This window comes from Pseudomonas sp. BSw22131, from assembly GCF_026810445.1.
GTDB lineage: Bacteria > Pseudomonadota > Gammaproteobacteria > Pseudomonadales > Pseudomonadaceae > Aquipseudomonas > Aquipseudomonas huanghezhanensis.
Window position 1 is genome coordinate 2,889,280 of sequence record NZ_CP113949.1, and the last position, 24,452, is coordinate 2,913,731.

A 24,452-nucleotide genomic window follows, 5' to 3' on the forward strand; every position below is an offset into this window, starting at 1 on the left:
CAACAGGTCTCAGGAGAAATCATGACCAAAGTAACCGAGCTTTACCCCCAATCAATTCTAGTTCTAGGCGCCGGTGAACTTGGTCTTCCGGTTTTGCGCAATCTTACGCGGGTGGCAAAGCGTACCCCCGGCTCCAAAATCAGCGTCCTGCTCAGGGATTCGACCATCAACACTCAGGTGCCTGAGAAAAAGGTAGAAATCGATGAGCTTCTTAGTCTTGGCGTCCAAATGGTCGCCGCAGACCTGGTGAACGACTCAATCGATCAGCTTGCCGAAGTGTTCGCACGGTTCGATACAGTAATAGGTTGCGCAGGCATGGTCGCGGGTCGAGAAACCCCGATGAAGCTGGCTAAAGCCGCTCTCAAGTCCGGCGTGAAGCGCTACTTCCCATGGCAGTTTGGCGTCGATTTTGAGGTGATCGGTCGGGGCAGTCCCCAGGATTTATTTGATGCTCAGCTTGATGTGCGCGAGTTGCTTCGTGCCCAAGACAAAACTGAATGGGTAATCATCTCGACGGGTATGTTCACCAGCTTTCTTTTCGAGCCTGTATTTGAGGTAGTGGACTTCCAAAACGACGCAGTGAACGCCCTGGGCAGTCTTGAGAACAGCGTGACGCTCACGACACCAGATGACATCGGTACTTTGACAGCGGAAATCGTTTTCTTTGAACCTCATTTCCGCAATCAAATCGTCTACCTTTCTGGCGATACTGTGACGTATGGGCAGGTTGCGGGCATCCTTGAACGGGTTCTGGGACGACCCTTCAAACGTAACGTGTGGACTGTTCCTTACCTGATCCAGGAATTGGAAAAAGACCCCACTCATCACATCAAAAAGTACCGCGCTGTGTTCGCACAAGGCAGAGGAGTGGCGTGGCCTAAAGCTGCCACTTTCAACGAGCAGCAGTCGATTCAGGTCACCACCGCGGAGCAATGGGCTCGGAAAAACCTTTCAGACGATTGAACGCAGAAGCCGGTAGCTGAATGATCCTTTGCCTGGGAATTACCTGCTGAGAAGCGCCTTAAACGGCAGTATTGCTTGTATTTCTTCTCCGGTCCCATGGACAAGCTTCGTTCCTAGCTGCCGGCTTGCCAGTGTAAGCAGGTAGGGGGGAGGTGGTTGCGATGGAAGTAGGAGAGGCTGCTATTCCATATGTCAGATTTGGAGGGGTAGGTACTCGAAAACCACACCGGCAGATTGGCCGCGGCTGGGCGCGGCGGACGGGTTTTCCAGGTAGCTACACCCTCGATTATTGACATGTCATTACTGCGACACCCTACGGTCGAGTTACTCCCGGCACATCCATATTGATCTTGCGCCAGCAGGCTTCAGAGAAGCTGTAAACCGAGAAAGCAATCAGCCCTAATGCCATAACTATCAGAATCAGCCATCCAGCCGGTTGATTCTGCAGCGCATCCAAGGCTTCTTTCATACCCGGTGGATCCATGGCTTGATAAGCGGAACCGCTGATTGCCAGTAGAAATGCGATCTCTATAAACACGACTCCACGGGCAATCAGGCCAAACCGAGATACCGGCCTGACGTACCGCATGACGTCTTCGTCGGCCTCGAAATATTTCTCGAACGAAGCCTTCCATCCTTTAATGATGTGAGCAATACCCACACCAAGCGGAACCAGAGCGATCACGTACACCAACAAATTCGAATGTTCCCAAGACAAAACAAGCGCTAGCCAGTCTTTGGTCTGCCCTCCGGAATTGTCCGAGCTTTTAATGCCGCTAATGAGTAGGCCCAATGCAAAAAAAGCCAGAGCGCCGTTGACGATACCGCCCGCAAACAGACCAGAGCGAATCACCAGACCTTTGAATTGTTTGCCGTGATGATCGACATCACGCGTAGCTTGCAGGACGCGCCAAGCTGCAAATGCGAGTAGACCCGCTACCACGAGCCCAACTAAAAAATAGCCAAATGGTTGGCTAAGCACTGCTTCCAGGCTTTTGTGGCTGTCTTTCGGTTTTGTCGAGTCTTGTGCTGCCAGCAGCGCGAAAATACCGATGATCAAATAAAGCAGTCCCCGAGCGGCGTAGCCTCCCCGAGCAAGTATTACCAGGCTGTGGTGCGCGAACATTCGATGTATTCCCCAAATCCAATACAAGAGCAGACCCCTCGTGCTGGGTGGGGTTCTATTATCAAGTCGGTGACTGCAGTGACTTATGACATATAAACCCCAAATTGAGCATCTGCCACGCTTTTCCAGCCGTAGATTTGCTCGCCGGTGAAGATGTCGGGTTCGGCGATGATTTATCAATGCTTTCCAGCATTGGCTATACGTTCTTCGCAGTCTGCCCAAACAAGATATTCTTGCCTTCCTCGGTTACCGTCGCCCTGTTCTGCGACAACGCTTCACCCTTGGCGTATGCGTTGATGGTTGCCGGCCTGGCCTGAATCGCCTGAAACCAACGCTTCAGATTTGGGAAGTCGTGAAGGTTCTGCTGCTGGCGCTGCCATGGCACCACCCACGGATACGCAGCGATGTCCGCGATTGAATAGTCATCACCGGTAATGAAAGTCAGGCCTTCCAGTCTGCGATCAAGCACGCCATACAGGCGATTTGTCTCATTCACGTAGCGGTTTATTGCGTAGGGGAGCTTCTCCGGCGCATAGATTCCGAAGTGATGATTCTGGCCCGCCATCGGGCCTAATCCACCCATCTGCCACATCAGCCATTCAGTAACAGTCTTTTTGCCGCGCACATCAGTCGGCAGAAACTTTCCGGTCTTCTCAGCCAGGTACATCAGAATCGCACCGGACTCGAACACAGTAATCGCCTCGCCACCATCAGCAGGACGGGTGTCGATGATCGCCGGCATCCGGTTGTTCGGAGAAAAAGCAAGAAACTCGGGTTTGAACTGATCCCCGGCGCTGATATCAATCGGGTGAATGCGGTATTCCAGACCGCTCTCTTCCAGGAACAGGGTGATTTTTTGGCCATTGGGTGTTGGCCAGTAGTAGAGCTCGATCATCTCTGAGATTCCGTAAACGACTGATGAACTTGGGCGGAGGACCGGGACAGTGCGCCCGCATCTAGCAAAGCAAGAACGGGTCTGACGACGCTTTCCAGTAGCTGGCGCTGCGGCTTGGCACGTGCCAGAACACGAACGCCTAGCAAGATGCCTAGCAACAGACGCCCTAGGTCTTCGGCAGGTTGTGAGCGGGTAATGCTGCCGTCGCTCTGACCGGCATGAACGCAGCGATGGAAAAATCCTTCAGCACGCGTCAGGAAGTCATCAATGATGTCCTGCGCCTCTGGAGCAGAGGGGACGGCCTCCAGCGCTGAGTTCACCATCATGCAACCGCGATGGAGGGAATCGCTCATCGAGCGATCAATGATTTCCGTGAAAAACATTTCAATTGCCTGACGCGGGGGCAGGGTGGTCTCTAGACGAGTGACACGCTCACCGAAGCTGCGCTCCAGGTAATGCGCTAAAGCCCTGCGGTACAACGCACGCTTGTCGCCGAATGCGTTGTAGACGCTGGCGCCGGTGATACCCATCCGGTCGATCAGGTCGCGCATCGAAGTCGCCTCAAAACCCTTGGCCCAGAAACACTGGATGGCGGCCTCTAGTACCATGGCTTCGTCAAACTCTCTTGGTCTTGCCATTGCTGATTTCCTCTCGGGCAGAAGCGAACGTTGCGCCGTGCTCCACCGTTCGCCTAATCTAGATCAATCGTTCTAAAACACAACACTCGAGTTCGGTTGCACCTACTCACTCACAAGAGATGACGCCATGATCCGTTTTTATTTCCACCCCACACCTAACCCGGCGAAGGTCGCGCTGTTTCTGGAAGAGTCAGGTCTGGACTACGAAGTCGTGCCGGTGGACACAAGCAAAGGGGAGCAGCACCTGCCGGAATTCCTTGCGATAAATCCCAATGGCAAGGTACCGGCGATCATCGACACCGAGGGGCCTGGCGGCAGGGAAGTGCGGGTGTTCGACTCCAGTGCGATCCTGCTCTATCTGGGCGAGAAAACCGGTCAGTTCATGGGCGCGCCTGAAGACAAGGCTGAGCTACTGTCGTGGCTGTTCTTTATTTCCTCTGGTTTGGGGCCTTTTTCAGGACAGGCCGTGCACTTCCAATATGCGGCGCCAGAAGGAAACGACTACGCAGTGAATCGCTATCGCCGTGAAATCGAGCGTCACTACGAAGTACTCGACAAGCATCTCGCGGACCGTGAATACATCGTTGGCGATGAGTACACCCTTGCCGACATTTCCACTTGGGGCTGGCTGATCCGCGCGCCCAGGGTGATGAAAGGCGCAGAGGATGCTCTGGCCGACTATCCCAATCTAAAGCGTTGGTTCGAACGAGTTGACGCTCGCCCGGCAGCCGCTCGAGCAAAGGATGTGGGGACGAATCACGCTTTCAAAAAGGACATGGACGAACAGGCCAAACGTGCATTGTTTCCGTCCAACTATCCGAAGACGGTATGAGCTAGCCCTGTTGCCGCTGATGCGATTTTGACCTAGGCAGCCATGATTCATTGATCTACCCAAATACTCATCCAACGGAGTCTTTGCGCCGGATTTCACAGGCTGTATATAGGTCAGTCAACCTCAGCAACCTGGGTCAAACTCATATATGCGCCAACACACGGCCTTCCCGTGATCCATGACGATAGCCGAGCATTGGCGGCATCTCGGCTTCGCAAAAGGGAAGGGGGGTTGCCGGCGTCATGATCGGGCCACCTATATATTCGTGCAGATCGGTCCCGCAGATGACGCAAACCGGCGACTTGACCAGTATTTCGTCATCGGCCAGGGGCGAGGTAGCGCTCGGCCACCTGTTCGACACGAATGTCGCGCTTCGCATGGAATCGGACGGCCTTCATGCAACCTTCATGGCCGAAACGGCAGTAGCAATGGACATAGTGACTACCTGTTGGTTTGTTTATTGGGCAATTGACTACGCACCAAGCCTAAGGATCAGGCATCCGTGGAGGCACAGCACAAGGGCAAAACATATTTTCACTTGCGGAACACTCATGGCCGCTCATTGAATTCAAAACTGCAAGCGATTCAGATAGCCAAGCCGTTGTTTTCTATAATAATACCGGCGCCTTCGCGCAGTCCGGCCGCACCTCTGATTTGGCGATAGGCATGTCAGAAAAACAACCGGAAATTCAAGCCATCGCTACGCTCGCGCGAGTCAGCATGGTCGCGGCTGATAACGTGCTGAGCAACCGGGGCCAGGTGTCCCAGTCGAGCACGCTGAAGGTGCTGGCCGTCCTCAAGGAACTGGGTGCCCTCGGAAGTGGGCCCGCCGATGGCGACCATCAACGCGCCCGCCAGCAAGTAATACCAACTGCCCCCCAACCAGGCCAATTTTCCGCCGCCGAGGAATAGCCCTCATCCAAACAACACCATTAACGGGCTGACCAGCACCAAGCCAATGCTATTAACCGCTATATGTAACGTTTGCAGTAGTTTTAGTGGTGCGCACAAACACTCCGTGCTCATATGACACGAACTGCCAGAAATAAAGGCGAGGCCCGGACGATAGCTCGAAGCATCAGGAGAGCAAATGCCAGACAGCGTGCTGTTGTTGTCACTTACCCGATCAAGATGGAGTTGTGAAATAAGAGCGCATTGGCAGGCTTTAACTAATACACGTGTATTGCAAGCAGCAGTGCCACCCACTGTCGCCAAACTCTATAGCGCGAGGGCCTGTCGCACCATTCTATTTTTGATAGGAAACTATCACAACATGCCTTCGCCCTGTCTGCCCCATGGCCCCTGATTGAGAGGCGCCGGTCGAGCCAGCAGTTTTTTAACGTGTCCAGTAACGCTCGTACTGCTGATCGTTGAACTCCTCCAGCAGAAAATCAATGAACAAACGGGTTTTGGCAGGCATGAAGCGTTTGTTCTGGAATGCGATGTTGATGGTAAGCGTCGGGAGATGCCAATCATCGAGCAACGGCACCAGACGCCCGGCGATCAGGTCGGTGTAGAGGATGTACATGGGCTGCACCAGTATGCCCAGCCCTGACAGTGCAGCCGCTCGCACGATCTGCCCGTCGTTGGTTTCCATGATCGGGTCGATGGTGATGGACGCCTCGGCGTCGCCCTTGCGAAAGTTGAGGGTGCGCGGTTGGTTGGCGTGGCTGTATAGCAGCATGTCGTGCTGCGCAAGGTCTTCGACCCGCTCCGGAGTGCCACGCTGATGCAGGTATTCGGGCGAGGCCGCCAGTACCCGCCGGGTCTCGGCCAGGCGGCGAATGCTGATGTTGGAATCCGGCTCGAATTCACGGGTGCGGATAGCCATGTCGATTTCCGAATCCATGATGTCGTAATAGCGGTTGGCACCGACTACCTTGACCTTGATCTGCGGGTAGCGCTTGCAGAACCTCGGCAGTAAAGGCGAAATGTGCAGCATGGCAAAGGAGATGGACGCGGTGATCGTCAATGTACCGGTAGGCTCGGCCAGCGATGAAGTCAGGGACGATTCGGCCTCGCGCAACTCGGCCAACAGTACTTTGCAGCGCTTGTAGAACTCGTTACCCGCAGGGGTCAGAGACAAACGCCGAGTATTACGTTCGATCAGCCGCACCTTCAGCCGCTCTTCAAGCGCCGACAAATGACGACTGGCAGAGGCATTGGAGATATCTAGCAGTTCGGCAGCCTTCGAAAGCGTCCCGAGTTCGGTGGTACTGACGAAAAGTTCTAACTCTGTCAGTCGATCCATACTGATCCCCCATCTGTTTGTTATGATTATTCCAGCATTGAAAAAGACAATTCCAATTCATCGATTTTATTTCAGATTTCGAAACTATAGCGTAGATGCACGCATTCCCAAAGCCATCGGCGGGGAACTCAGGTGGTTGGCACTATTGTGCGCTGGCACCTTATTACAAGAAGAGCTGGAGGCTGTATCGATATGCGAAACCTCGACGAAAAAACCATTACCCAGGCCGTGCTTGCAAGAAATGCAGGAACGGAGAGTCGCCGCCTGCACCAGATCATGACCAGCCTGGTTCAACACCTGCATTCGTTTGCGCGCGAGGTGAACCTCACCGAAGAGGAATGGAACGAGGGCATTCAATTTCTGACTGCCGTGGGCCAGAGCTGCAGCCCGGTGCGCCAAGAATTCATTCTGCTGTCGGACACCCTGGGTCTGTCGACTCTGGTCACGGCGCAAAACCACCGCAAGCCCGTCGGCTGTACCGAGGCTACGGTATTCGGCCCCTTTCACGTCGAGAGCGCGCCGCGGTACGAGCTGGGCGATGACGTTTCCAATGGCTTGAGCGGCATCCGATGGTTCGTGCGTGGCCAGGTCAAGGGCAACGACGGCGAGCCCGTGCCCAATGCAACCCTGGAAGTTTGGCAGGCCGACGACGAAGGCTTCTATGACGTACAGAACCCGGACTTCAAGGAGTACCAGGGCCGTGGTGTACTGCAGGCCGATGAGGAAGGGCGCTTCCACTTCAAGACCATCGTGCCCGAGCCCTACCCCATCCCCAACGACGGGCCGGTGGGCGACATGCTCAAGGCGCTCAAGCGCCATCCATGGCGCCCGGCCCATTTGCATTTCATGATCATCGCCGAGGGTTATGAGCGGCTGGTGACCCACGTGTTCAAGCAGGGTGGGGACTACCTCGACTCGGACGCCGTTTTTGGCGTGCGCTCATCGCTGATCGCCGAGTGGGTGGAACATCCGGCCGGCATCGCCCCCGATGGCACCCTCTGCGAAGAGGCGTTCTACACCCTGGAGTTCGACTTCGTGCTCAACCGCGCACGCTGATCGGCAGGGCTGAAACAAAAACCCCGGGCATGATGGCTTTCGGTTGAGTTGCCGCTAAGGTTTCACCTGCACGCGCTGTCCGGAACTCGCCTCCACATCTTCTAGCACGCTGAAGAAGTCGCGGGCCGGGCTGCCTTGCAATGTTATGGCTTTGCACCTCTTTATTGTTGGACTTCAAGCCCAATGAAGTTAAGCGCTAACAACGCGAGCGAGTAATGCGCTGGCTAAAAATGAATTTTTTAGCCAGCGCACTGCTTAAAACCACCATAGCCAGCGCGTTGAGCGTCACTTTGTTGCGGGAGCCTAATATCACCGGGTTTACGATCATCCCCGATTCAATGATTATTCAAGGCCCGATCAACACCGCCCAGCAGGCGTGAGATTGGCCCCTAGGTAAGCAACTAGAGCACTGACTTTTGGCAGCGCCTCGCGGCTTCGAAGCCAGACAAGATTCATTGGAAGGCCTTCGGTAGCGAAATCCGGTAGCACCTCCACCAGCCTGCCGCTATTCAGATGCACCTGGGCCAGCCAGGTTGGTAGCTGAGCGATCCCGAGGCCCGCCAACACCGCCATCACCTCACCTTCTCCGTCTCCCACGGCAATGTGCGGATGCATGATCCTGCGTTCCATATCCCCCGGTTGGCGGCCCTTGAAATACCAGGGGATCGCCATCCCGTCATTTTGCGCATAGCCGATACGCTGGTGGGCATCGAGGTCTGACACCGTTTTGGGCTCGCCATATTGGTTCACATATTCGGGAGCCGCACAGAAAATCAGCTTCTGTGTTCCGAAAAACTGGTGACCTATGGAGGCTGGCCAAGCATCTGAACCACCGATCCTGACGACGATGTCGATGCTCTCGTGCACCGGGTCGACGTACCGATCGGAAAAGGACACATGGGGCTGCAATCTCGGGTGCTGCTTCATGAAATCAAGAATCAACGGCAGGACATGTAAACGTCCATACGAAGCGGGCAAATCAATGCGCACCTTGCCCTGTGGCTCGGTCTGGACTGAAGTCAGCGCAATCTCCACTTCCTCCAGATCCGAAAGGACCGTTGTGCAAGTACGGTAGAAGGTTTCCCCTGCCTCAGTGAGCGACAACCGACGCGTGGTGCGCTGAAACAGCCGGGTGCCCAGACGCCCTTCCAATCGAACAATGCTCTTACTGATCGCCGAGTTTGTCAGGTTCAACCGTTCAGCTGCGGCCGTGAAGCTGCCCATGTCGGCGACGATAACAAACACATCGATACCCTTGAGGCGCTCAGACGAAAACATAGGCACTCCGATTATTGAATTCCATTCCACTCACTTGATAGAAACCAGACAAAATAAAACATCATTTCTCCAATAGACTATGTCAAAACCTGTTTGGATTTAAGCGTCATGTATTCCTCATCTATGTCCAGCGCGGCACTGGGCCCGGCTGACACCTCACGCTCGGAGCTATTAATCCTGATCATGGGGGTCGCGGCTTTTATTATCGTGACCACTGAGTTTCTGATCGTCAGTCTCCTACCGGCCTTGTCCCACGAGCTGAACATTTCGATTGCTCTTGCTGGACAGGTCGTCACACCGTCCGCCCTCGCTGTCATGTTGTTCGGGCCTGTGCTTACAGCCAGGCTGGACCACGTTGAACGCAAGAAGGTCTTCACCCTGATGCTTATGATGTTTGCCGCTTCCAATGTCCTACCGGCGGCCTCCACCCAATATCTCGGTGCTGGCGCACTTCATCCCAGCCTCGGCCCTGCCGGTGTTCTGGGGTACTTCCAGTGAAACTGCCAGACAATTGGCAGGCCCTGGCCAATCGGGCGAGGCGGGAGGCGGCTGTACCTGGGCATCACGGCCGCGCTGGTGTCCGGTGTCATCGCTACCCTGATTGGCGAGGTGGCCCTGATCGTTGCGCTGCTGCTTATGTGTCGCCAGTAATCCCCTGACAGCGGCCTTCCCCAAGGCCGCTGTCGTCATTTTTCTTTTGATTCCCCGTCCACAGGAGAGACTGCCTTGACTCTGTTTAACGAATTCAAACTCGGCAACACGACACTCAGCAATCGCGTCGTCATGGCGCCCATGACCCGCTCGCGTGCCCCACAGGACATCGCCACCGAACAGATTGCGCTGCACTACACTCAGCGCGCCACCGCCGGCCTGATCGTCTCGGAAGGCACGCCGATCTCCAGGGAAGGCCAGGGCTACCTGTTCAACCCAGGCATCTATACCCCGGAGCAGATCCAGGGTTGGAAGCTGGTAACCGACTCGGTTCGCAGCGTCGGCGGCCGCATGTTCGCGCAGATCTGGCACGTTGGCCGGGTGTCCCACACCTCGATCCAGATCGACGGCAAAGCACCGGTCAGCGCCACCACCAAACAAGCTCAGGGGGCAGTCGCGTTCGGCTATGGCGAAGACCGCGAGCCGGGCTTCGTGCCCACCTCCGTGCCGCGCCCGCTGACCACCGAAGAAGTGGCGCGAGTAGTCGAGGATTTCGCCCAGGCCGCGCAGAATGCAATCGACGCCGGTTTCGACGGCGTGGAAGTTCACGGCGCCAATGGTTACCTGTTGGAGCAGTTCCTCAACCCGCTGGTCAACGACCGAACCGATATGTACGGCGCGAGCAACCTGAAAGACCGGCTGCGCTTCGTGTTCGAAGTGGTCGATGCCGCCTGCGCCAGAATCGGTGCCGACCGCGTTGGTATTCGCATCTCGCCCTATGGCCAGCTGTTCGACATGCCGCTCTACCCAGAGATCGACGAAACCTACTCGGCGCTGTGCGCAGGCATGCGCGAACGCGGCATCGCCTATGTACACGTCATGGACCAGACGCACTTCTTCATGGCCGGCGAAAGCTCGGCGGCGCAGGAGCAGGCACTACGCAAACTGCTCAAGCACTGCAAGGCAGAACTGGGCGACACCGCGCTGATCCTCGCCGGCGATATGACCCGCGAACGCGCTGATGCGCTGTTGGAAGAAAACCTGATCGACCTGGCTGCGTTTGGCCAGCCCTTCATCGGCAACCCCGACCTGGTCGCACGGCTGAAAAACGGCTGGCCGCTGACCATCCCGGACCGTGACAGCTACTACGGTGGCGATGCGCGCGGCTACATAGACTACGCGCCTTACAGCGCCTGACCTACTGGCCGGGGCGCCGCGTTCGAGCGGTGCCTCGGCTGGCCTCACGCTAAAAGCCGCCTTTCAGGCTGGCGCCAGGAACTGTGTCAGCGCAGCCATATCCCTGAGTGATGGCGCTGATATGATTTTGACCCAGGTTGCTGATGCTGACTGACCTATAGACGGCCTCTGAAATCCCGCGCAAAGACTTCGTTCGCTGAGTATTGGGGTAGGTCAATAAATTCTGGCAGCCTGGTTCAAAATTGCATCAGCGGCAACAGCCTTGCGCCCTGTAAAAGTCGGTGATCGGATCTCGGCTCAGCCGTTGGTGGCACAGCGCGACAATTATTACGGTCGGCGAGGGCTGTTTCAACTCAGCCCTTGCCAAGCGTGTATCGGCCTTTTGTGGCAGTGGGGCGGCACGGGTGAGCTGGGGGTGATCAAAGGCTACAACGCTATCCCGGCCCCCAAGGCCTCGTCCAACTCACAGGCTGCCATGATCGAACCCGCCGCGGTTACCCTCTACGTGCTGGATCGCGGGCGCGTTGCTGCGGGCTCCTCGGTTCTGATTTCCGGCTTGGGCGCCGATCTGCGCGCTGTCGCCGCTGGGCGCAAAGGCCCAGTGGTGCACCCGGGCCTGCATTGCGTTCCGGCCACGGTCGATGTGAAATGGGCGCTCGAAGATCTTACGGTCGAGGCCGCCTGGTGCTGCCCAGCTTTAGCTTTCCGCGAGTTGCCTCAATGATCGAAAGCGGGATCTTGCCGCTGGAGAAGGTGGTGACATCGGTGATTGCGATGGACGATATCGTCAGCGGCGGTTTCGAACAGTTGTTCGATCCCCAGGGCAACCAGCTGAAGATTCTGGTCAAAGTCGCCGACGCGTGAAAAAAAGGGGCGCCGAGCGCCCCATCCAATGTGTTGCCAGTGTTTGGCATGAAGCGCCGCCGTTGGATACCGACGGCATTGTCGTTATTGCGCGGTGTAGCCACCATCGCAGACCAGGCTGGCGCCGGTTACGAAGCGCGCTTCCTCCGACGCCAGGAACAGCACGCAATTGGCGACGTCCACCGGTTCGCCGAGCCGCAGGGGATGAAGCTTGGACATCTCGGCGATGTACGCCTCGCGCCCACCCGGATAGGTATCACCGGCCTGCAGGAACAGTGGTGTTTTTACCGATCCGGGATGCACCGCATTGACGCGAATGCCCTGTGGCGCGTAGCAGATGGCATCCGTCTTGGTCATCATCAGTACCGCGCCTTTGGCCGCATGGTAGGGCGGCAGGTCGATGTTACCAATCAGGCCGTAGATTGACGAGAAGTTGACGATCGCCCCGGATTTCTTCTTCATCATGTAAGGCAGCGCATGCTTGGTGCACAGAAAGACGCCCCGTACGTTGATGTCGAACACCAAGTCCCATTCTTCGCTGGAACATTCGTGGGCCATCTTGTTGGCCCCCGGCATGGCGGCGCAATTTATCAGGATGTCCGCGCCGCCCCATAGCTTCTCGACGGCGAGTACGCCTTCCTTGATGGTGGTCTCGTTGCGCACATCGACCTTCTGGAACGCTGCCTCGAAGCCTTGCGCCTGCAACTCCTTCTCGGTTTGCCGGCCGAGTTCCTCGTTGATGTCGAAAATCATGATGCGTGCGCCTTCTTCACCGAAGCGCTGGCAGGTGGCGTGGCCGATACCACTGCTGCCACCGGTGACGATTGCGGTTTTGCCTTCCAGACGTGCCATTTTTATTCTCCTTGGGTTGGAATGACGTCTACAGCGCCCAGGTTCAGAATTTGTTGGTGATCGTGACCTTGATGCATTCGTCCGCACGGCGCCCCTGCTCGAGTGCTTCGAGGGCGTTTTCCAATGGGAACACGTGGGTACGGATCGGCGACAGGTCGAGCTTGGTGCGCTCGAGGAACTTGATCGCGTCCGGCCACACGCCTGGCGAACCGATGCAGCCGACGATGGTAAGGTTGCGCGACTGGATCTTGCCGAGCTGCGCGGTGATCGCGCGGCCGATGTTGATTCCGACCATGGCGATCCGGCCTTCCTCGCGAACCAGGTCGAACACCACGCCCAGCGAGGCATCGTGGCCAGAGGCTTCAACCACGAGGTCCGCGCCCACGCCATCCGTGGCCGCCATGACCTTGGCGATGAGGTCGCCGTCGGTGGGGTCGAAGGTCATCTCGGCACCCAGCTTCATCGCCGCGTCACGGCGCCGCGCGATCGGGTCGATGACTATGGTCCGTGCCCCGGAACCGATAGCGGCCGCTGCTGCCATCAAGCCGATGGTGCCGCCCCCCGAAACGACCACGGTCTGCGAAGCATCGGTACCGCCGGCTTTCTTGATGGCGTAGTAGCCGCAGGTGAAGGGTTCGATCAGCGACGCAGTGAGGTTGTCGACCGCATCCGGCAGTTTGTGCAGCCATTCGGGTCGTGCCTTGAAGTACTGCGAGTAGGCGCCATCGAGCGAGAAGCCGAAGTGGTGCAGGGCGTCGGGAAGCTCCACCACGCATTCACCGGTGACGCGATCGCCGATCTCGAAACCATGCGCCGATTTGCCCAGTGCCGCGATGCGGCCGGACCATTCATGCCCCGGTGTGACCGGGTACGAGATAGGGATGATATAGCGACCGTCGAGCAGCTCGTAATCCGAGTGGCATATGCCTACTGCCGCCATCTCGATCAGCACTTCATTTTCGCCGATCTCGGGACGTGGGAGTTCTTTGACAACGGGCTGTTTTGGCGCTTCGAAAACTACGCTTTTCATTTGCATATCTCCTGTGGCCGTCGCCGGTGACGACGCTTGATTCGGCGCAGTCGCTGCCGCGCCGTTGTTCTTGGAATATGTGAATCAATGCTCTGGCGATGCGTCCTGAAGAATCAGGTCAGCCGCTTTCTCCGCGATCATGATGGTCGTCAGGTTGGTATTTGCGCTGGTGATGCTGGGCATGATTGAGGCGTCAACCACTCGCAGCCCTTGCGTGCCTATTACACGACAGCGTGGGTCGACGACGCTTTCGGGATCGTCCACGCGGCCCATCTTGCAGCTACCGCACGGGTGGCCCATGGGGGCGATGGAGTTGAGGATTTCCTCGTCGGTCAGCGGCTTGCGCTGGCCCGGGCTAGCAATCCAGCGGCCGGGGTTCAGACGTTTGGACAAGACCCTTCGCGAGAGCGCGACCGGCCCGTTCAGTAGAGCATTGGCGCCGATATTCATCAGCCAGCCCTGAATACCTAAACGGTTGAACTGGTTGGCGGCCATCACCGGCGGCATTATGAACGCATCGTTGAACGAGTACTTGAAGGCGTCATCGGCGAACAGCGATTCGGCGAAGCGGGCTGCCTGGAGCATGCGCTGAGCATCGAGCGGGTCTTTCAGGAAGTTGAATTCAACCTTGGGGGCGACCGTTGCATCGGCAGAGGCCAACTGCACGCTTCCCCTGGAGCGCGGAGCGTAGAGAGCAGCGCTCAACATCCCCACCGCGGTACCGAAGCTGCGTGCGCTGACCCTGCCAAGCATCGCCAGGAACAGATCGCCTGCGGGTGTGTCGGGCAGGCCTGAGGAGTGGCGAACGCCGGCGATGGCGAAGGTGCGCAGCAGCGCGTTCTGGCGAGCGGCGCGGGGCATGGTGAAGGCGATCTGTAGGTAGGGGTGATTCTGCAAGCGCTTGCCGACCCCAGGCAAATGCACATGCGCATGGATGCCAAGGGTTTTCAGTTCTGCCGAGTCGCCGATACCGGAGCGCATGAGAATGGCCGGTGAATGAATGGCGCCGGCGCTCAGGATCACCTCATCGGCAGCCAACTCGTGCACCTCGCCGTGGCGCTTGTAGACCACCCCCGTGGCCTGGGTGCCCATCATCGAAATCGATTGCACCAGGCTGGCATCGATGATTTTCAAGTTCTTGCGCTCTCGCACGTTGGCGGTCAGGTAGCAGCTGGCGGTCGAGGATCGTTTGCCATCCACGGCGGCGTAAGGCATCGAGAAGAAGCTGCAGTCAGGGTTCTGGTTGATGTCCTCCACACTGGCTAAGCCCCTGGCGCTGACGGCATTGCGCGCGGCCTTGACGAAGCCGGGCAACTCGCTTTCCGGCGAGCGTCGGACGCGAAACGGGCCGGGCACGACGTCTTTTCTATCGACATCGCCTTCCGCCTTGTTGAAGTAGGGCAGCACGTCCTGCCAGCCCCAGGCGGCCGCGCCTTGCTGTTCCCAGTGCGCGAAGTCCGTGGGCAGGCCACGCAGGGTCCACATGCCGTTGATGCTGGAACCGCCCCCCATGACCTTGGCCTGTGCGTAAGGCAGCTCGATGCCGTTGGCTTTGCGCTTGGCCTTCAATTGCGACCAGAAATAACTGAGGTTCAACGACGCGGAAGGGAAGGGGTCCGAGATATCGGCTGGCGTTTGCTGAGGAGGAACGTCGCGCCCAGCCTCCAGCAAGGTGACTTGCACGCTTTGGGTTTCGGAAAGCCTGGCCGCCAGTACCGCGCCGGCGGTGCCCCCACCAATGATTACGTAGGTCTTTTCCACTTGTTATTATCCTGAGGCTCAACGCCTGAAGCTTTGTTGTTTTCTTATGCTTACCGCCTTCTTCACGTCTTAGCGGCAGCCGGATTTTGCATCATCCTAGCCGCCGAGGTAGCACGGATAAATGCTGAGCATGGAATTCAGTTTCCCAATTATGAAAAGATCCCCTCACTAATTGGCTCGGGTATTTCAGTTGCCGGAAAACCCTCAGGCACTCGCCCATTCTTTCGCCAGAGAAATAAAGATTTTCACCCGGCGCATTTCTTCCACCCGTCACGGAATATAGGCTTGGTCTGCATGTACGAGAGCCAGAGGCGTTCAAATGCCTGGGTGCTTGCGTGGACATCCTACGACGAGATATCTATGAATAATTCCAACAGCACAGAAGCGCTCATCCGCGAACTTGAAGACCGCCGCTTCCAGGCCATTGTCGACGGTGAGTTCGAACTGTTCGCCGATCACGCTCACCCTGACCTTTCCTATGCCCATTCCAATGGCGTGGTCGACACCGTCGAGTCGTACCTGAAGAAATGCCACGACGGTTTCTACGTCTATCACCGTGTCGACCACCCCATCAGCGCCATCCGCGTAGAAGGCAATATTGCCTTGGTGTTCGGTGAAATGAATGCCGACATTACCGCAGGTGGAACCGCCAAGAGCTTGCGCAACAAGACCCTCGCCGTCTGGATCAACGACACCGAAGCCTGTGCCTGGAAGCTGCTGGCGTTCCAGCCCACCCCCATCGCTTGATGTAGACGAGGGATTCAATTGTGCCCATCCAAGACTTTACCTATGTATCGCAGCCAGGCCGAGTGGTATTCGGGCCGGGCAAAATTAGTGCCCTGGCGGAAGAAATTGAGTGCTTGGGCGCCCAGCGCGCCTTGGTGCTTTGCACGCCGGACCAGCGGGCACAAGCGCAGAAAGTCGCCGATATCCTGGGTTCGCGGGCGGCCGGCATCTTCGATCAGGCGGTTATGCACGTGCCCATAGAGACGGCCAAGGAGGCGCGCCGGGTGGCACAGTCCCTGGGCGCTGATTGTGCAGTGGCGATCGGTGGTGGCTCGACTACCGGGTTAGGCAAGGCCATCGCCCTCGATTCCGGGCTGCCGATACTGGCCATTCCTACCACCTATGCTGGTTCGGAAATGACCCCGGTATACGGCTTGACCGAGGCCGGGGTGAAAAAGACCGGCAAGGACCCGCGCGTCCTGCCCAAGATGGTGATCTACGACCCCGAGCTGACCCTCACCCTGCCCGTGGGGCTATCGATCACCAGCGGCATCAACGCCATCGCCCATGCCGCCGAGGGGCTCTATGCGCAAGATGGCAACCCGGTGATGTCACTGCTGGCCGAGGAAGGCATTCGGGCGATGGCCGAAGGGCTGCGCAACGTAGCGCAAACCCCCGACGATATCGGCGCGCGCAGTGATTGCCTATACGGCGCCTGGCTGTGCGGCAGCGTGCTGGGCAATGTCGGCATGGCACTGCACCACAAGCTTTGCCACACCTTGGGCGGAAGTTTCAATCTGCCTCACGCGCAGACCCACACGGTCATTCTGCCCCACGCCATTGCCTATAACTCGCCCGCCACGCCAGAGGCGTCCAGGCGCATTCTGCGCGCGCTGCGCGACAATGGCGGTTCGGCGGGCGGGGCGCTCTATGATCTGGCGGCATCGCTTGGTGCGCCCCTGACCTTAAAAGAACTCGGCTTGACCGAGCCAGACCTGGACCGGGCAACGGATATCGCGCTTTCCAATCCTTATTGGAATCCCCGGCCGATAGAGCGAAAGGCCATTCGCGATCTGTTGCAAAACGCCTACGAAGGTAACCGTCCTTCTTGATACCTGAGCAAGGTGCATGGTTGTACTTCGCCCAATGAATTCCGATGCATAACTACAAAAATATCAGCGGCTTGATGGGTCGCTAATCGAGGTGTGACACATGAAAAATAATAACTGAACAACTAAGCAGGGCTCCACCCATACTCGAAGCGCCGCCGAACGCACACGGTACCGCGCACTAAAAATAAGATGAGAAGAAGAAACACGACTATCGATAGTCGTGTTTTCAGGAGGATGTTGCGATGCCTGGACCTATTGATACTGCAGGATTTACAACGCTCGAATCCAATGGCAGAAGTTTGCTCTGGCCTATTGCATTTACTACCAGCCTGTTCTTTATGTGGGGTATCTCCTACGGACTGCTTGATGTGCTCAACAAGCACTTTCAGGAAGCCCTACACGTCGACGTGGCGCGCAGTACATTGCTCCAGTTCGCCTATTTCGGCTCGTACGCAATCATGTCTTGGCCCGCCGGGCGTATGATGGAAAAGTTCGGCTACAAGAAGACCATCCTGTTCGGTCTGGGGCTCTACGCACTGGGTGCGTTCCTGTTCATCCCGTCCGCTGCCGCGTCAAGTTTCACCTTCTTCGTGCTCTCGCTGTTCGTCCTCGCGAGCGGCCTGTGCTTTATCGAAACCACGGCCAGCCCTTATGTTACTCAGCTCGGCGCCGCAGATTCGGGCGACCGCCGTATCGCGGTGGCCCAGTGTTTCTTCGGGGTGGGGGCGTTTCTTGGTCCGATCATCGGTGGCGCGCTGTTCTTCGATCTCGAACCTACCGCGCCTGGCGGTCTCAACGCGGTTGAACTGACCTACGCCGCCATCGGCTGCGGTGTCTTGGTGTGGGCATTCGTCATCGGCCGCGCCTGGTTGCCCGAGGTCCGCAAAGTGCCCCTGGAGGAACGCCAGGCCAAGCCCGCTCGGCCATTGTCCAAGCAGCGCCATTTCGTGTGGGCAGTGGTGGCGCAGTGGCTGAGCGTAGGCGGGCAGATCGGCCTGGGCGCGCTGTTTATCAACTTCACGGTCGAGAACTGGCCGAACATGACGTCTGCCAATGCGGCGTACCTGCTGTCGATCGGCATGGCGATGTTCCTCGCCGGGCGTTTCGTTTCGACCTTGTTGCTGGGCAAGTTTTCCTCGAGCGTCATCCTCACCGCGTTCGGGTTGCTCAATGTGGTGCTGACCCTGCTGGTGGCGCTGGATGTGCCGAAAGCGTCGACGATCGCGTTGATCGGTACCTTCTTCGGCTGCGGCGGCACCTATGCCTACATCTTTGCCCTTGGGCTGCGCGGCCTCGGTGCCAACACCAAGCGTGGCGCCGCGGCGCTGGTATTTGGGGTGTCGGGTGGGGCGATCATTCCGCCGATCATGGGGCTGGTTGCTGACTCATTCGGTAGCAACTACGCTTATCTGGTGGTAACGCCTTGCTATGTAGTGGTCGCCCTGTTTGGCTGGAAGTTTCACAAGCCCGATGAATATACCGATGCCGAGGACAGTTACAATATCGAACTGCCCACATCTGCTTCAGGTGCTCGCCAGTAAAAACAAACGGGGCCATTCGGCCCCGTTCTCACGTTTGCGATCAGCTGGCGATTTGGCCAGCCTTTAGTTCAAATATCAGTTTCCGATACGTAATCCACTTGATGCCTCGCAATGCGCAAATCACCTATCTCATGCTTTATCCGGATATGTTCTGGGTCCGTCGCGTACTTTGCCAGTGCCTCGAGAGAAGAGAACTCGGAATAGAGCACCAGGTCGCAGGCGTAATCGATGCGGCTGAAGTCCACGCCTATTTCGATGTGCACCAGCCCCGGAACCCGCCCGCGCAGGCTTTCAAAGCAGTTCTTTATTATTTCGATTGAACGACGCTTTTCGGCTGCAGTTTCACCTTTGACGTCCCACATAACGATGTGTTTGATATTCTTGGCCATTCAGCCAGCCTCGGCATTCAATTGGATATTGCCCACTTCGGGCGCGGCAGACCCGCCAGATAACGACCGATCGTCAGGTACAACGCTAGCGGTTCGCGGCCTGGCGATAAATGCCGTCACTGAAATTCATTTTTTCGCGGCTGGAATATCGAGGGCGACTTCTGGCTGCATGGGCTGGGCTCTTGGTTCGATATGTGTCTAGGAGCGCAGGTCGCTGCATCGGCATCAATCGTCCAAGTGAAATAGAAAATTCTATATAGCGCTGTTTTTACCTTTGAGCTTACGAACAATAGCGCTTCCAAAAATGTATGGAGTTGCCACCTCGATGGACGGCCACGGCCTGGCTGAGGATCACTTGTATGCGCCGCCCACGGCGTCCACCGCCAGCAAGTCGGGAACTTCGATCAAGGACGAAGCTCAGGCCGTTAACGTGGTTTCGCACCAGACCATGAACGACTACCAACTCAGAAGCCTCGACGATGTCATGAAGTTAGTCAGCGGCGTGTCACAGCCCCACACCTTTTGCGCAACTCCCGTTATGCCTTTATCAAGAGCGGCTTCGGTGACAGTTCCTATGGCTCGATTCTTCTGGATGTCGTGCGCTCCATGCTTGGCCGCAAGGTCAGTCCCACCACCGATCACGTCGAAGTGCTCAAAGGGCCGGCCTCGTTGCTTTACGGTGCAATCGATCCCGGCTGCCTGATCAACGTGGTCAGCAAGCAGCCGCAATTTACCCGCTCCACCACCCTGAGCGGCTCAAGCTTCAGCGAAGGCGGTGGCACCGCCGGCTTCGACACGACAGGGCAGATAGGCGACAGCAACTTCGCTTCCGCCTCATCTAGAGGTATAGCTCGAGACCAATTCTATATTGGATGCCTTAAAAAATAGGGAACAGAATCGGTTTAAATCTAAAAAGAACTCAACGGGTATAGCCATGCCGATTTGCGCCATAGAGTCGATCAGGACCATCATCTTCGACCTTCCTACCATTCGCCCCCACAAGCTGGCGATGCACACGATGCAGAACCAGACCCTGGTGATCATCCGCGTGCGCTGCACCGACGGCATCGAAGGCATCGGCGAATCCACCACCATTGGTGGCCTGAGCTACGGCAATGAAAGCCCCGACAGCATCAAGGTCAACATCGATCGCCACTTCGCGCCACTGCTGATTGGACAGGACGCCAGCAATGTCAATGCGGCCATGTTGCGACTGGAGCGCAGCATTCGCGGCAACACCTTTGCCAAGTCCGGTATCGAAAGCGCCTTGCTTGATGCGCTGGGCAAACGCCTGGCCCTGCCGGTCAGCGAACTGCTTGGCGGCCGTGTGCGCGACGCATTGCCGGTGGCCTGGACCCTGGCCAGCGGCAACCTTAACGATGCCGGCAACCCGCGCACCAAGGCGTTGGTGTATCGGATTCTGCGCGACACCTTGAACATCATCGAAGACTTGGAGGTGACCCCCGAAGAATTCTGGAAGGCCGTAAACTACCTCAACGAACTGGTCAAGAAGCTGGAGGCCGGGCTGCTCGTCGCCGGGCTGGGCCTAGAGCATTACCTGGATATGTTGATGGACGCCGCCGATGTCGAGGCCGGCAAGACCGGTGGCACCCCGCGTACCATCGAAGGCCCGCTGTACGTAGCCGGTGCGCCGTTGTCCAAGTACGAAGCGCGCCTGGATGATGGGGCCGATGCCGCCGTGCCGCTGTTCATGCGTAGCCAGGTGCGCGACACCGACGGCAAGCCGTTGGCCGGCGCGATTGTCGATGTGGGCAGGCCAACACCGGTGGCACCTATTGCTGGTTCGACAGCAGCCAATCGGAGTTCAACCTGCGCCGGCGCATCGAGACCGATGCCCAGGGCAACTACCGTTTTCGCAGCATTGTGCCGTCGGGCTATGGCCGCCCGCCGACCGGTCCGACTCAGCAGTTGCTTGACCAATTGGGGCGCCATGGGCAGCGGCCGGCGCATATCCATTTCTTTATCTCGGCACCGGGTTATGGGCACTTGACCACGCAGATCAGCCTGTCGGATGACCCGTACCTGCACGACGATTTTGCGTATGCGACACGCGATGAACTGATCGCCGAAATCCGCTTCAGCGACGATCAACAGTTGGCGCGGGAGTTGGGTGTGCAAGGCGCTTTGCACAGATTGAATTTGACTTTGAGCTGCAGGTGGCCGCTGCGCCGGTAGAGCAGCAGCGCATGCAACGCGTTCGTGCGTTGAAGGATTGCGCGCGATAAAACATTTGCGGATAGGATATTTCGGGATGACGATGTGTCGGTCAGTCTATCTATTGACCGACACACCGAAACGGTGAACAAGCAGGCTTTATTTGCATTGTCCGGTCAGCGGGTGCTGCTCAGGATTGGTGCAGAGGCCTCGTTGGAGCAGCTCAACCGAATTGACTTGCCGATTCAACTGCGGTTTTTAGCTTCCTGCTACGTGTCATCTGATAAGCAATATTGCCAGCCATATGAACCACTGCACTTGAGGCGCTTTCGGCGCAAAAGCGCCCAATAAGGTTAGACTGAATCGAAGTCCTTTCAGAGATTATTAACATGCTGGTTGAGTGCCAAAGGTGCGGCCAAGGTTACGTCCGAGTGATGCGTGTGCGCTCTACACAAATTTCGTTGTGGGTGTGCGAAGAATGTGAAGCAACATGGAAGAGCCAAGCGGATGTAAACGTCAGTAAATTTGAAGACTACGCAAAGATAATGTCCGGCATTGGACGCAGTAGTTTATGGTCAGAGTTGGAGCGGCAGTGAAATGACCACAGTCGCCAACCTCCTTGGTCCATGGGAAGGAGAAGCTCCAACAACTCTCATGCAGCGTTGCCGAGATGACTGGTATGCACCCATTCATGAGCTTTCAGATCTCATGGTTGCGATCTTTCTTAGTCAACAAATCGCAGTGCCCTGAATGGTCATAGAAGCCAAACGGCGCCTGAGTTTAGAACAGCGCGATGACACAGAGTAGTTTGATGGCCAGCTAGCTGAAGCCTTACAAAGGTCCGGAAAATGACAGCTACGGTCCGAGGCTGTGTAAAAAACGTTTTTGAGCGCGTCGGGACCGGGGGAAATACTCAGCGAACCAAGTCTTTGCGCGGAATTTCAAAGGCCGCAAAATAGGTCGGTCAAAATCAGCAATCTGGATCAAAATCGTATCAGCGCCAACAATCTGAAGGCGCCACTTGCGAATGACAGCCTGCAACATCGGCTACGTCAGCCCCGAGCCGTTTTGGTCAGCATGGGTGTGACCACTAAAACGATATTGTATGCTAGGGTGCACCAAGTTGCTTAAGGCGGCCACACCGTACGCAATGGCTTTTGCACCCTGCTAATGGCTACCCTCACAATAATAGCAAGTTCTAAGGGACTGAATAGGGAAATACAATGAGCATAAAAATAGCGGTTGTTGGCTTGGGTAAAATCGCAACTGATCAGCACCTTAGAGTCATAAATAAGCAATCAGACTTTGAACTTGTAGCTGTCGTTAGCCCAAACTCGACATTCGACGATACTCCGGCATTCAAGTCAATAGCGGAGCTTGCCAAAAGTGAAATTGAAGTTGATGCAGTCACTTTATGCATGCCTCCTAAATTTAGATTTGATATTGCGAGAGATTCACTGAATGCCGGGTATGACATACTTCTTGAGAGACCACCTACAGCAACATTAGGTGAATTTGAGGCTCTCATTGCGCTGGCAGAACAGACCGGTCGTGTCCTGTTTGCAGCATGGCACTCTAAACACAATGCTTCGGTCGCTGAGGCAAAAAAATATCTTTGTAGTGCCGAGATAGAACGTTTACATATCTCTTGGAAGGAGGACGTTCGCTTCTGGCATCCAGGACAAGAATGGATTTGGGAGCCAGCAGGATTCGGAGTTTTTGACCCCGGAATTAACGCATTTTCGATTCTTACTGAAATTATGCCTTTCCCTATTTTTATCAAAGAAGCCCGAATTCTCAAGCCATCCAATAAGCAAACAGCCATTGCTGCATTCTTAACGTTTGGGTCTGTCAGGGAAACAGATACGGATTGGACCGCTGAATTTGATTGGCTCCAGCCGGGAAGGCCTTCTTGGGATATCCATATTGAAACCAAAGACGGCCTGGAGATCTTACTAAGCAATGGAGGGACGCATCTTCATGTGAATGGCGATCTCGTCCATGCCGGTTCTTCCTCAGAAGAATATGAGGATATGTATCGCCACTTTTGGGGTCTTCTGAAATCCCGCAAATCGGATGTTGACGGTGCTCCCCTTAGACTGGTTTCTGACGCTTATGCAATCGCCACAATCGAGTCTTCAGAGCCATTTTACTAGCGTGTGCAGCGGGGCGACTTATGTTCGTTACTTCCAAAAAAAAGCAATACAGTAATGTTGCTGGCGCTCCTACTGCACAGCTGAATATCTGTATTTTGGAGTTTCGAAACTCATTTTGTTGGCGCTGATACGATTTTGACCGAGGTTGCTGATTTTGACAGAACTATATGCGGCCTTTGAAATTTCGCGCTAAGAACTTAGTTTGCTCAGTATTTGGGTAGGTCAACGAATTCCGGCAGCCTGGGTCAAAATCGCATCAGCTGTAACAGCCCTAGCGCCATTCAGACTAACGCGTGCTGCTGATGTGCTGGGTAGCGGATTAAGCGTCTCTATTACAAAAAGCTTAACCGCTAAGCGGCAAGCTCAACGTAGCTAGACTCCCCACCTCCAGTCGCGCCTGACAACCAGCCCCATACGAACATCAGAGTGGTACGTCCTGCGTGATCAACGCCTACCGTGCCACGAGACCAGCCAGCAAGAATCGCACCCTCCGTAGTTACGCAGTGATAAAGAAGCTCAATGGTATCGGGCCAGTCACGCGTCCGACTTGATGACCCATGCGGATCCGGCCACCTTGGTGAGTACCCCAAATGGAATCTTCTTCGACATGGTAGTGAAATACTGTGCCGGCACCGGATCGCCCGTGGGCGTTACCCGCTACCGTAAATCGGCGATTGTTCAAACGCGCCCTGATTTGAGCGAAGGGAATTTCCACAAGATGTCGCGTCCTTTTAGTCGAAATGTTCCATTACAGTCTTCGATGATCTTAAGCCATTTTGTCGTGCCTGATGATAGGTCTGCTTGCCTATTCCTGGTCCTGCAACTCACGGCGATAAAACGCAGACGTGTTCACTGCCCGCTTACGGCGCTCTCCGCAAACCCGACCCTGGCGGCTGGCATATCCGATTTTAAAATGAACATTCAATTACCCAGGCGACGATGCAGGGGCAGGGCTGTCA

Annotated in this window: 24 protein-coding genes and 2 pseudogenes; 16 read left to right on the top strand and 10 right to left on the bottom strand. The window is 56.3% G+C overall.

Going from position 1 to position 24,452, the window contains the following annotated elements:
- Window positions 1-21: 21 nt before the first annotated feature.
- Window positions 22-963 (top strand): aromatic alcohol reductase, encoded by a 942-nt coding sequence (locus OYW20_RS12815; protein ID WP_268796371.1) that lies wholly within the window; start codon window positions 22-24, stop codon window positions 961-963.
- Window positions 964-1,276: 313 nt separating this feature from the next.
- Here OYW20_RS12815 and OYW20_RS12820 read toward each other — a convergent pair whose 3' ends face one another.
- The 3 genes from OYW20_RS12820 to OYW20_RS12830 all read right to left on the bottom strand — a co-directional run bounded on the left by OYW20_RS12820 (window position 1,277) and on the right by OYW20_RS12830 (window position 3,535).
- The gene (locus OYW20_RS12820) at window positions 1,277-2,089 is read right to left on the bottom strand and encodes a DUF1206 domain-containing protein (protein WP_268796372.1); all 813 of its coding nucleotides are present in this window, start codon (window positions 2,087-2,089) and stop codon (window positions 1,277-1,279) included.
- Between the two features lie 196 nt (window positions 2,090-2,285).
- Window positions 2,286-2,984: a glutathione binding-like protein gene (locus OYW20_RS12825; protein ID WP_268796373.1), complete on the bottom strand. Its 699-nt coding sequence runs from the start codon at window positions 2,982-2,984 to the stop codon at window positions 2,286-2,288.
- Complete coding sequence (locus tag OYW20_RS12830) at window positions 2,981-3,535, bottom strand: TetR/AcrR family transcriptional regulator (RefSeq protein WP_268796374.1); 555 nt, start codon at window positions 3,533-3,535, stop codon at window positions 2,981-2,983. Before OYW20_RS12830 ends, OYW20_RS12825 begins: the two co-directional genes overlap by 4 nt.
- 214 nt (window positions 3,536-3,749) lie before the next feature.
- Here OYW20_RS12830 and OYW20_RS12835 point away from each other — a divergent pair, with 214 nt between their 5' ends.
- Both OYW20_RS12835 and OYW20_RS12840 read left to right on the top strand, forming a co-directional pair.
- Window positions 3,750-4,454 (top strand): glutathione S-transferase family protein, encoded by a 705-nt coding sequence (locus tag OYW20_RS12835; RefSeq protein ID WP_268796375.1) that lies wholly within the window; start codon window positions 3,750-3,752, stop codon window positions 4,452-4,454.
- Between the two features lie 666 nt (window positions 4,455-5,120).
- A complete protein-coding gene (locus OYW20_RS12840) occupies window positions 5,121-5,366 on the top strand; it encodes a LacI family DNA-binding transcriptional regulator (RefSeq protein ID WP_268796376.1) in 246 nt (81 codons plus the stop codon).
- Between the two features lie 424 nt (window positions 5,367-5,790).
- On the opposite strand, the gene OYW20_RS12845 is transcribed toward OYW20_RS12840, so the two are convergent.
- The gene (locus tag OYW20_RS12845) at window positions 5,791-6,705 is read right to left on the bottom strand and encodes a LysR family transcriptional regulator (RefSeq protein ID WP_268796377.1); all 915 of its coding nucleotides are present in this window, start codon (window positions 6,703-6,705) and stop codon (window positions 5,791-5,793) included.
- A gap of 192 nt (window positions 6,706-6,897) precedes the next feature.
- On the opposite strand from OYW20_RS12845, the gene OYW20_RS12850 reads away from it, so the two are divergent.
- Window positions 6,898-7,761: an intradiol ring-cleavage dioxygenase gene (locus OYW20_RS12850; RefSeq protein WP_268796378.1), complete on the top strand. Its 864-nt coding sequence runs from the start codon at window positions 6,898-6,900 to the stop codon at window positions 7,759-7,761.
- 215 nt (window positions 7,762-7,976) lie between these two features.
- Complete coding sequence (locus tag OYW20_RS12855; protein ID WP_268796379.1) at window positions 7,977-8,141, top strand: hypothetical protein; 165 nt, start codon at window positions 7,977-7,979, stop codon at window positions 8,139-8,141.
- On the opposite strand, the gene OYW20_RS12860 is transcribed toward OYW20_RS12855, so the two are convergent.
- Complete coding sequence (locus tag OYW20_RS12860; protein WP_268796380.1) at window positions 8,119-9,039, bottom strand: LysR family transcriptional regulator; 921 nt, start codon at window positions 9,037-9,039, stop codon at window positions 8,119-8,121. The genes OYW20_RS12855 and OYW20_RS12860 overlap by 23 nt on opposite strands.
- A gap of 108 nt (window positions 9,040-9,147) precedes the next feature.
- Between OYW20_RS12860 and OYW20_RS12865 the strand changes: the two genes are divergently transcribed.
- The 4 genes from OYW20_RS12865 to OYW20_RS12880 all read left to right on the top strand — a co-directional run bounded on the left by OYW20_RS12865 (window position 9,148) and on the right by OYW20_RS12880 (window position 11,751).
- A complete protein-coding gene (locus OYW20_RS12865) occupies window positions 9,148-9,537 on the top strand; it encodes an MFS transporter (protein WP_268796381.1) in 390 nt (129 codons plus the stop codon).
- 228 nt (window positions 9,538-9,765) lie between these two features.
- Window positions 9,766-10,887, top strand: coding sequence for an alkene reductase (locus OYW20_RS12870; protein WP_268796382.1), 1,122 nt, complete (start codon window positions 9,766-9,768; stop codon window positions 10,885-10,887).
- A gap of 262 nt (window positions 10,888-11,149) precedes the next feature.
- Window positions 11,150-11,611 (top strand): MDR/zinc-dependent alcohol dehydrogenase-like family protein, encoded by a 462-nt coding sequence (locus OYW20_RS12875; RefSeq protein ID WP_268796383.1) that lies wholly within the window; start codon window positions 11,150-11,152, stop codon window positions 11,609-11,611.
- Entirely contained in the window at window positions 11,608-11,751 is a 144-nt protein-coding gene (locus tag OYW20_RS12880) for a hypothetical protein (RefSeq protein ID WP_268796384.1), read from the top strand. Before OYW20_RS12875 ends, OYW20_RS12880 begins: the two co-directional genes overlap by 4 nt.
- A gap of 84 nt (window positions 11,752-11,835) precedes the next feature.
- Here OYW20_RS12880 and OYW20_RS12885 read toward each other — a convergent pair whose 3' ends face one another.
- The 3 genes from OYW20_RS12885 to OYW20_RS12895 all read right to left on the bottom strand — a co-directional run bounded on the left by OYW20_RS12885 (window position 11,836) and on the right by OYW20_RS12895 (window position 15,394).
- Complete coding sequence (locus OYW20_RS12885) at window positions 11,836-12,603, bottom strand: SDR family NAD(P)-dependent oxidoreductase (protein ID WP_268796385.1); 768 nt, start codon at window positions 12,601-12,603, stop codon at window positions 11,836-11,838.
- 43 nt (window positions 12,604-12,646) lie between these two features.
- Window positions 12,647-13,633: a zinc-dependent alcohol dehydrogenase gene (locus OYW20_RS12890; RefSeq protein ID WP_268796386.1), complete on the bottom strand. Its 987-nt coding sequence runs from the start codon at window positions 13,631-13,633 to the stop codon at window positions 12,647-12,649.
- Window positions 13,634-13,717: 84 nt separating this feature from the next.
- Complete coding sequence (locus OYW20_RS12895; protein ID WP_268796387.1) at window positions 13,718-15,394, bottom strand: GMC family oxidoreductase; 1,677 nt, start codon at window positions 15,392-15,394, stop codon at window positions 13,718-13,720.
- 360 nt (window positions 15,395-15,754) lie between these two features.
- Here OYW20_RS12895 and OYW20_RS12900 point away from each other — a divergent pair, with 360 nt between their 5' ends.
- From OYW20_RS12900 to OYW20_RS12910, 3 genes are all read left to right on the top strand, one after another.
- Window positions 15,755-16,141, top strand: a complete 387-nt coding sequence (locus OYW20_RS12900; RefSeq protein ID WP_268796388.1) for a nuclear transport factor 2 family protein — start codon at window positions 15,755-15,757, stop codon at window positions 16,139-16,141.
- A 26-nt stretch (window positions 16,142-16,167) separates the two neighbouring features.
- Window positions 16,168-17,232, top strand: a complete 1,065-nt coding sequence (locus tag OYW20_RS12905) for a maleylacetate reductase (RefSeq protein ID WP_268801119.1) — start codon at window positions 16,168-16,170, stop codon at window positions 17,230-17,232.
- A 242-nt stretch (window positions 17,233-17,474) separates the two neighbouring features.
- On the top strand, window positions 17,475-18,773 hold the full coding sequence (locus tag OYW20_RS12910) for an MFS transporter (RefSeq protein WP_268796389.1): 1,299 nt from the start codon (window positions 17,475-17,477) through the stop codon (window positions 18,771-18,773).
- 68 nt (window positions 18,774-18,841) lie between these two features.
- On the opposite strand, the gene OYW20_RS12915 is transcribed toward OYW20_RS12910, so the two are convergent.
- Window positions 18,842-19,162 carry a Dabb family protein gene (locus OYW20_RS12915; RefSeq protein WP_268796390.1) on the bottom strand — a complete coding sequence of 107 codons (321 nt, stop codon included), beginning with the start codon at window positions 19,160-19,162 and terminating at the stop codon, window positions 18,842-18,844.
- A 522-nt stretch (window positions 19,163-19,684) separates the two neighbouring features.
- Here OYW20_RS12915 and OYW20_RS12920 point away from each other — a divergent pair.
- The 4 genes and pseudogenes from OYW20_RS12920 (at window position 19,685) to OYW20_RS12935 (ending at window position 23,493) form a co-directional block, all read left to right on the top strand.
- The gene (locus OYW20_RS12920) at window positions 19,685-20,050 is read left to right on the top strand and encodes a hypothetical protein (RefSeq protein ID WP_408005404.1); all 366 of its coding nucleotides are present in this window, start codon (window positions 19,685-19,687) and stop codon (window positions 20,048-20,050) included.
- A 46-nt stretch (window positions 20,051-20,096) separates the two neighbouring features.
- Window positions 20,097-20,873, top strand: a pseudogene (locus OYW20_RS26000) (dioxygenase); the annotation flags it as partial.
- A 119-nt stretch (window positions 20,874-20,992) separates the two neighbouring features.
- A complete protein-coding gene (locus OYW20_RS26005; RefSeq protein ID WP_328284825.1) occupies window positions 20,993-21,358 on the top strand; it encodes a dioxygenase family protein in 366 nt (121 codons plus the stop codon).
- Between the two features lie 1,202 nt (window positions 21,359-22,560).
- A complete protein-coding gene (locus OYW20_RS12935; RefSeq protein WP_268796391.1) occupies window positions 22,561-23,493 on the top strand; it encodes a Gfo/Idh/MocA family protein in 933 nt (310 codons plus the stop codon).
- Window positions 23,494-23,843: 350 nt separating this feature from the next.
- Here the strand turns inward: OYW20_RS12935 and OYW20_RS12940 are convergent.
- Window positions 23,844-24,208: pseudogene (locus tag OYW20_RS12940) on the bottom strand (hypothetical protein).
- Window positions 24,209-24,452 lie beyond the last annotated feature (244 nt).

Coding starts and splice junctions, on each gene's coding strand:
- OYW20_RS12815 (WP_268796371.1), top strand. CDS start 22: ATGACCAAAGTAACCGAGCTTTACCCCCAATCAATTCTAGTTCTAGGC.
- OYW20_RS12820 (WP_268796372.1), bottom strand. CDS start 2,089: ATGTTCGCGCACCACAGCCTGGTAATACTTGCTCGGGGAGGCTACGCC.
- OYW20_RS12825 (WP_268796373.1), bottom strand. CDS start 2,984: ATGATCGAGCTCTACTACTGGCCAACACCCAATGGCCAAAAAATCACC.
- OYW20_RS12830 (WP_268796374.1), bottom strand. CDS start 3,535: ATGCGCGACCTGATCGACCGGATGGGTATCACCGGCGCCAGCGTCTAC.
- OYW20_RS12835 (WP_268796375.1), top strand. CDS start 3,750: ATGATCCGTTTTTATTTCCACCCCACACCTAACCCGGCGAAGGTCGCG.
- OYW20_RS12840 (WP_268796376.1), top strand. CDS start 5,121: ATGTCAGAAAAACAACCGGAAATTCAAGCCATCGCTACGCTCGCGCGA.
- OYW20_RS12845 (WP_268796377.1), bottom strand. CDS start 6,705: ATGGATCGACTGACAGAGTTAGAACTTTTCGTCAGTACCACCGAACTC.
- OYW20_RS12850 (WP_268796378.1), top strand. CDS start 6,898: ATGCGAAACCTCGACGAAAAAACCATTACCCAGGCCGTGCTTGCAAGA.
- OYW20_RS12855 (WP_268796379.1), top strand. CDS start 7,977: ATGCGCTGGCTAAAAATGAATTTTTTAGCCAGCGCACTGCTTAAAACC.
- OYW20_RS12860 (WP_268796380.1), bottom strand. CDS start 9,039: ATGTTTTCGTCTGAGCGCCTCAAGGGTATCGATGTGTTTGTTATCGTC.
- OYW20_RS12865 (WP_268796381.1), top strand. CDS start 9,148: ATGTATTCCTCATCTATGTCCAGCGCGGCACTGGGCCCGGCTGACACC.
- OYW20_RS12880 (WP_268796384.1), top strand. CDS start 11,608: ATGATCGAAAGCGGGATCTTGCCGCTGGAGAAGGTGGTGACATCGGTG.
- OYW20_RS12885 (WP_268796385.1), bottom strand. CDS start 12,603: ATGGCACGTCTGGAAGGCAAAACCGCAATCGTCACCGGTGGCAGCAGT.
- OYW20_RS12890 (WP_268796386.1), bottom strand. CDS start 13,633: ATGAAAAGCGTAGTTTTCGAAGCGCCAAAACAGCCCGTTGTCAAAGAA.
- OYW20_RS12900 (WP_268796388.1), top strand. CDS start 15,755: ATGAATAATTCCAACAGCACAGAAGCGCTCATCCGCGAACTTGAAGAC.
- OYW20_RS12910 (WP_268796389.1), top strand. CDS start 17,475: ATGCCTGGACCTATTGATACTGCAGGATTTACAACGCTCGAATCCAAT.
- OYW20_RS12915 (WP_268796390.1), bottom strand. CDS start 19,162: ATGGCCAAGAATATCAAACACATCGTTATGTGGGACGTCAAAGGTGAA.
- OYW20_RS12935 (WP_268796391.1), top strand. CDS start 22,561: ATGAGCATAAAAATAGCGGTTGTTGGCTTGGGTAAAATCGCAACTGAT.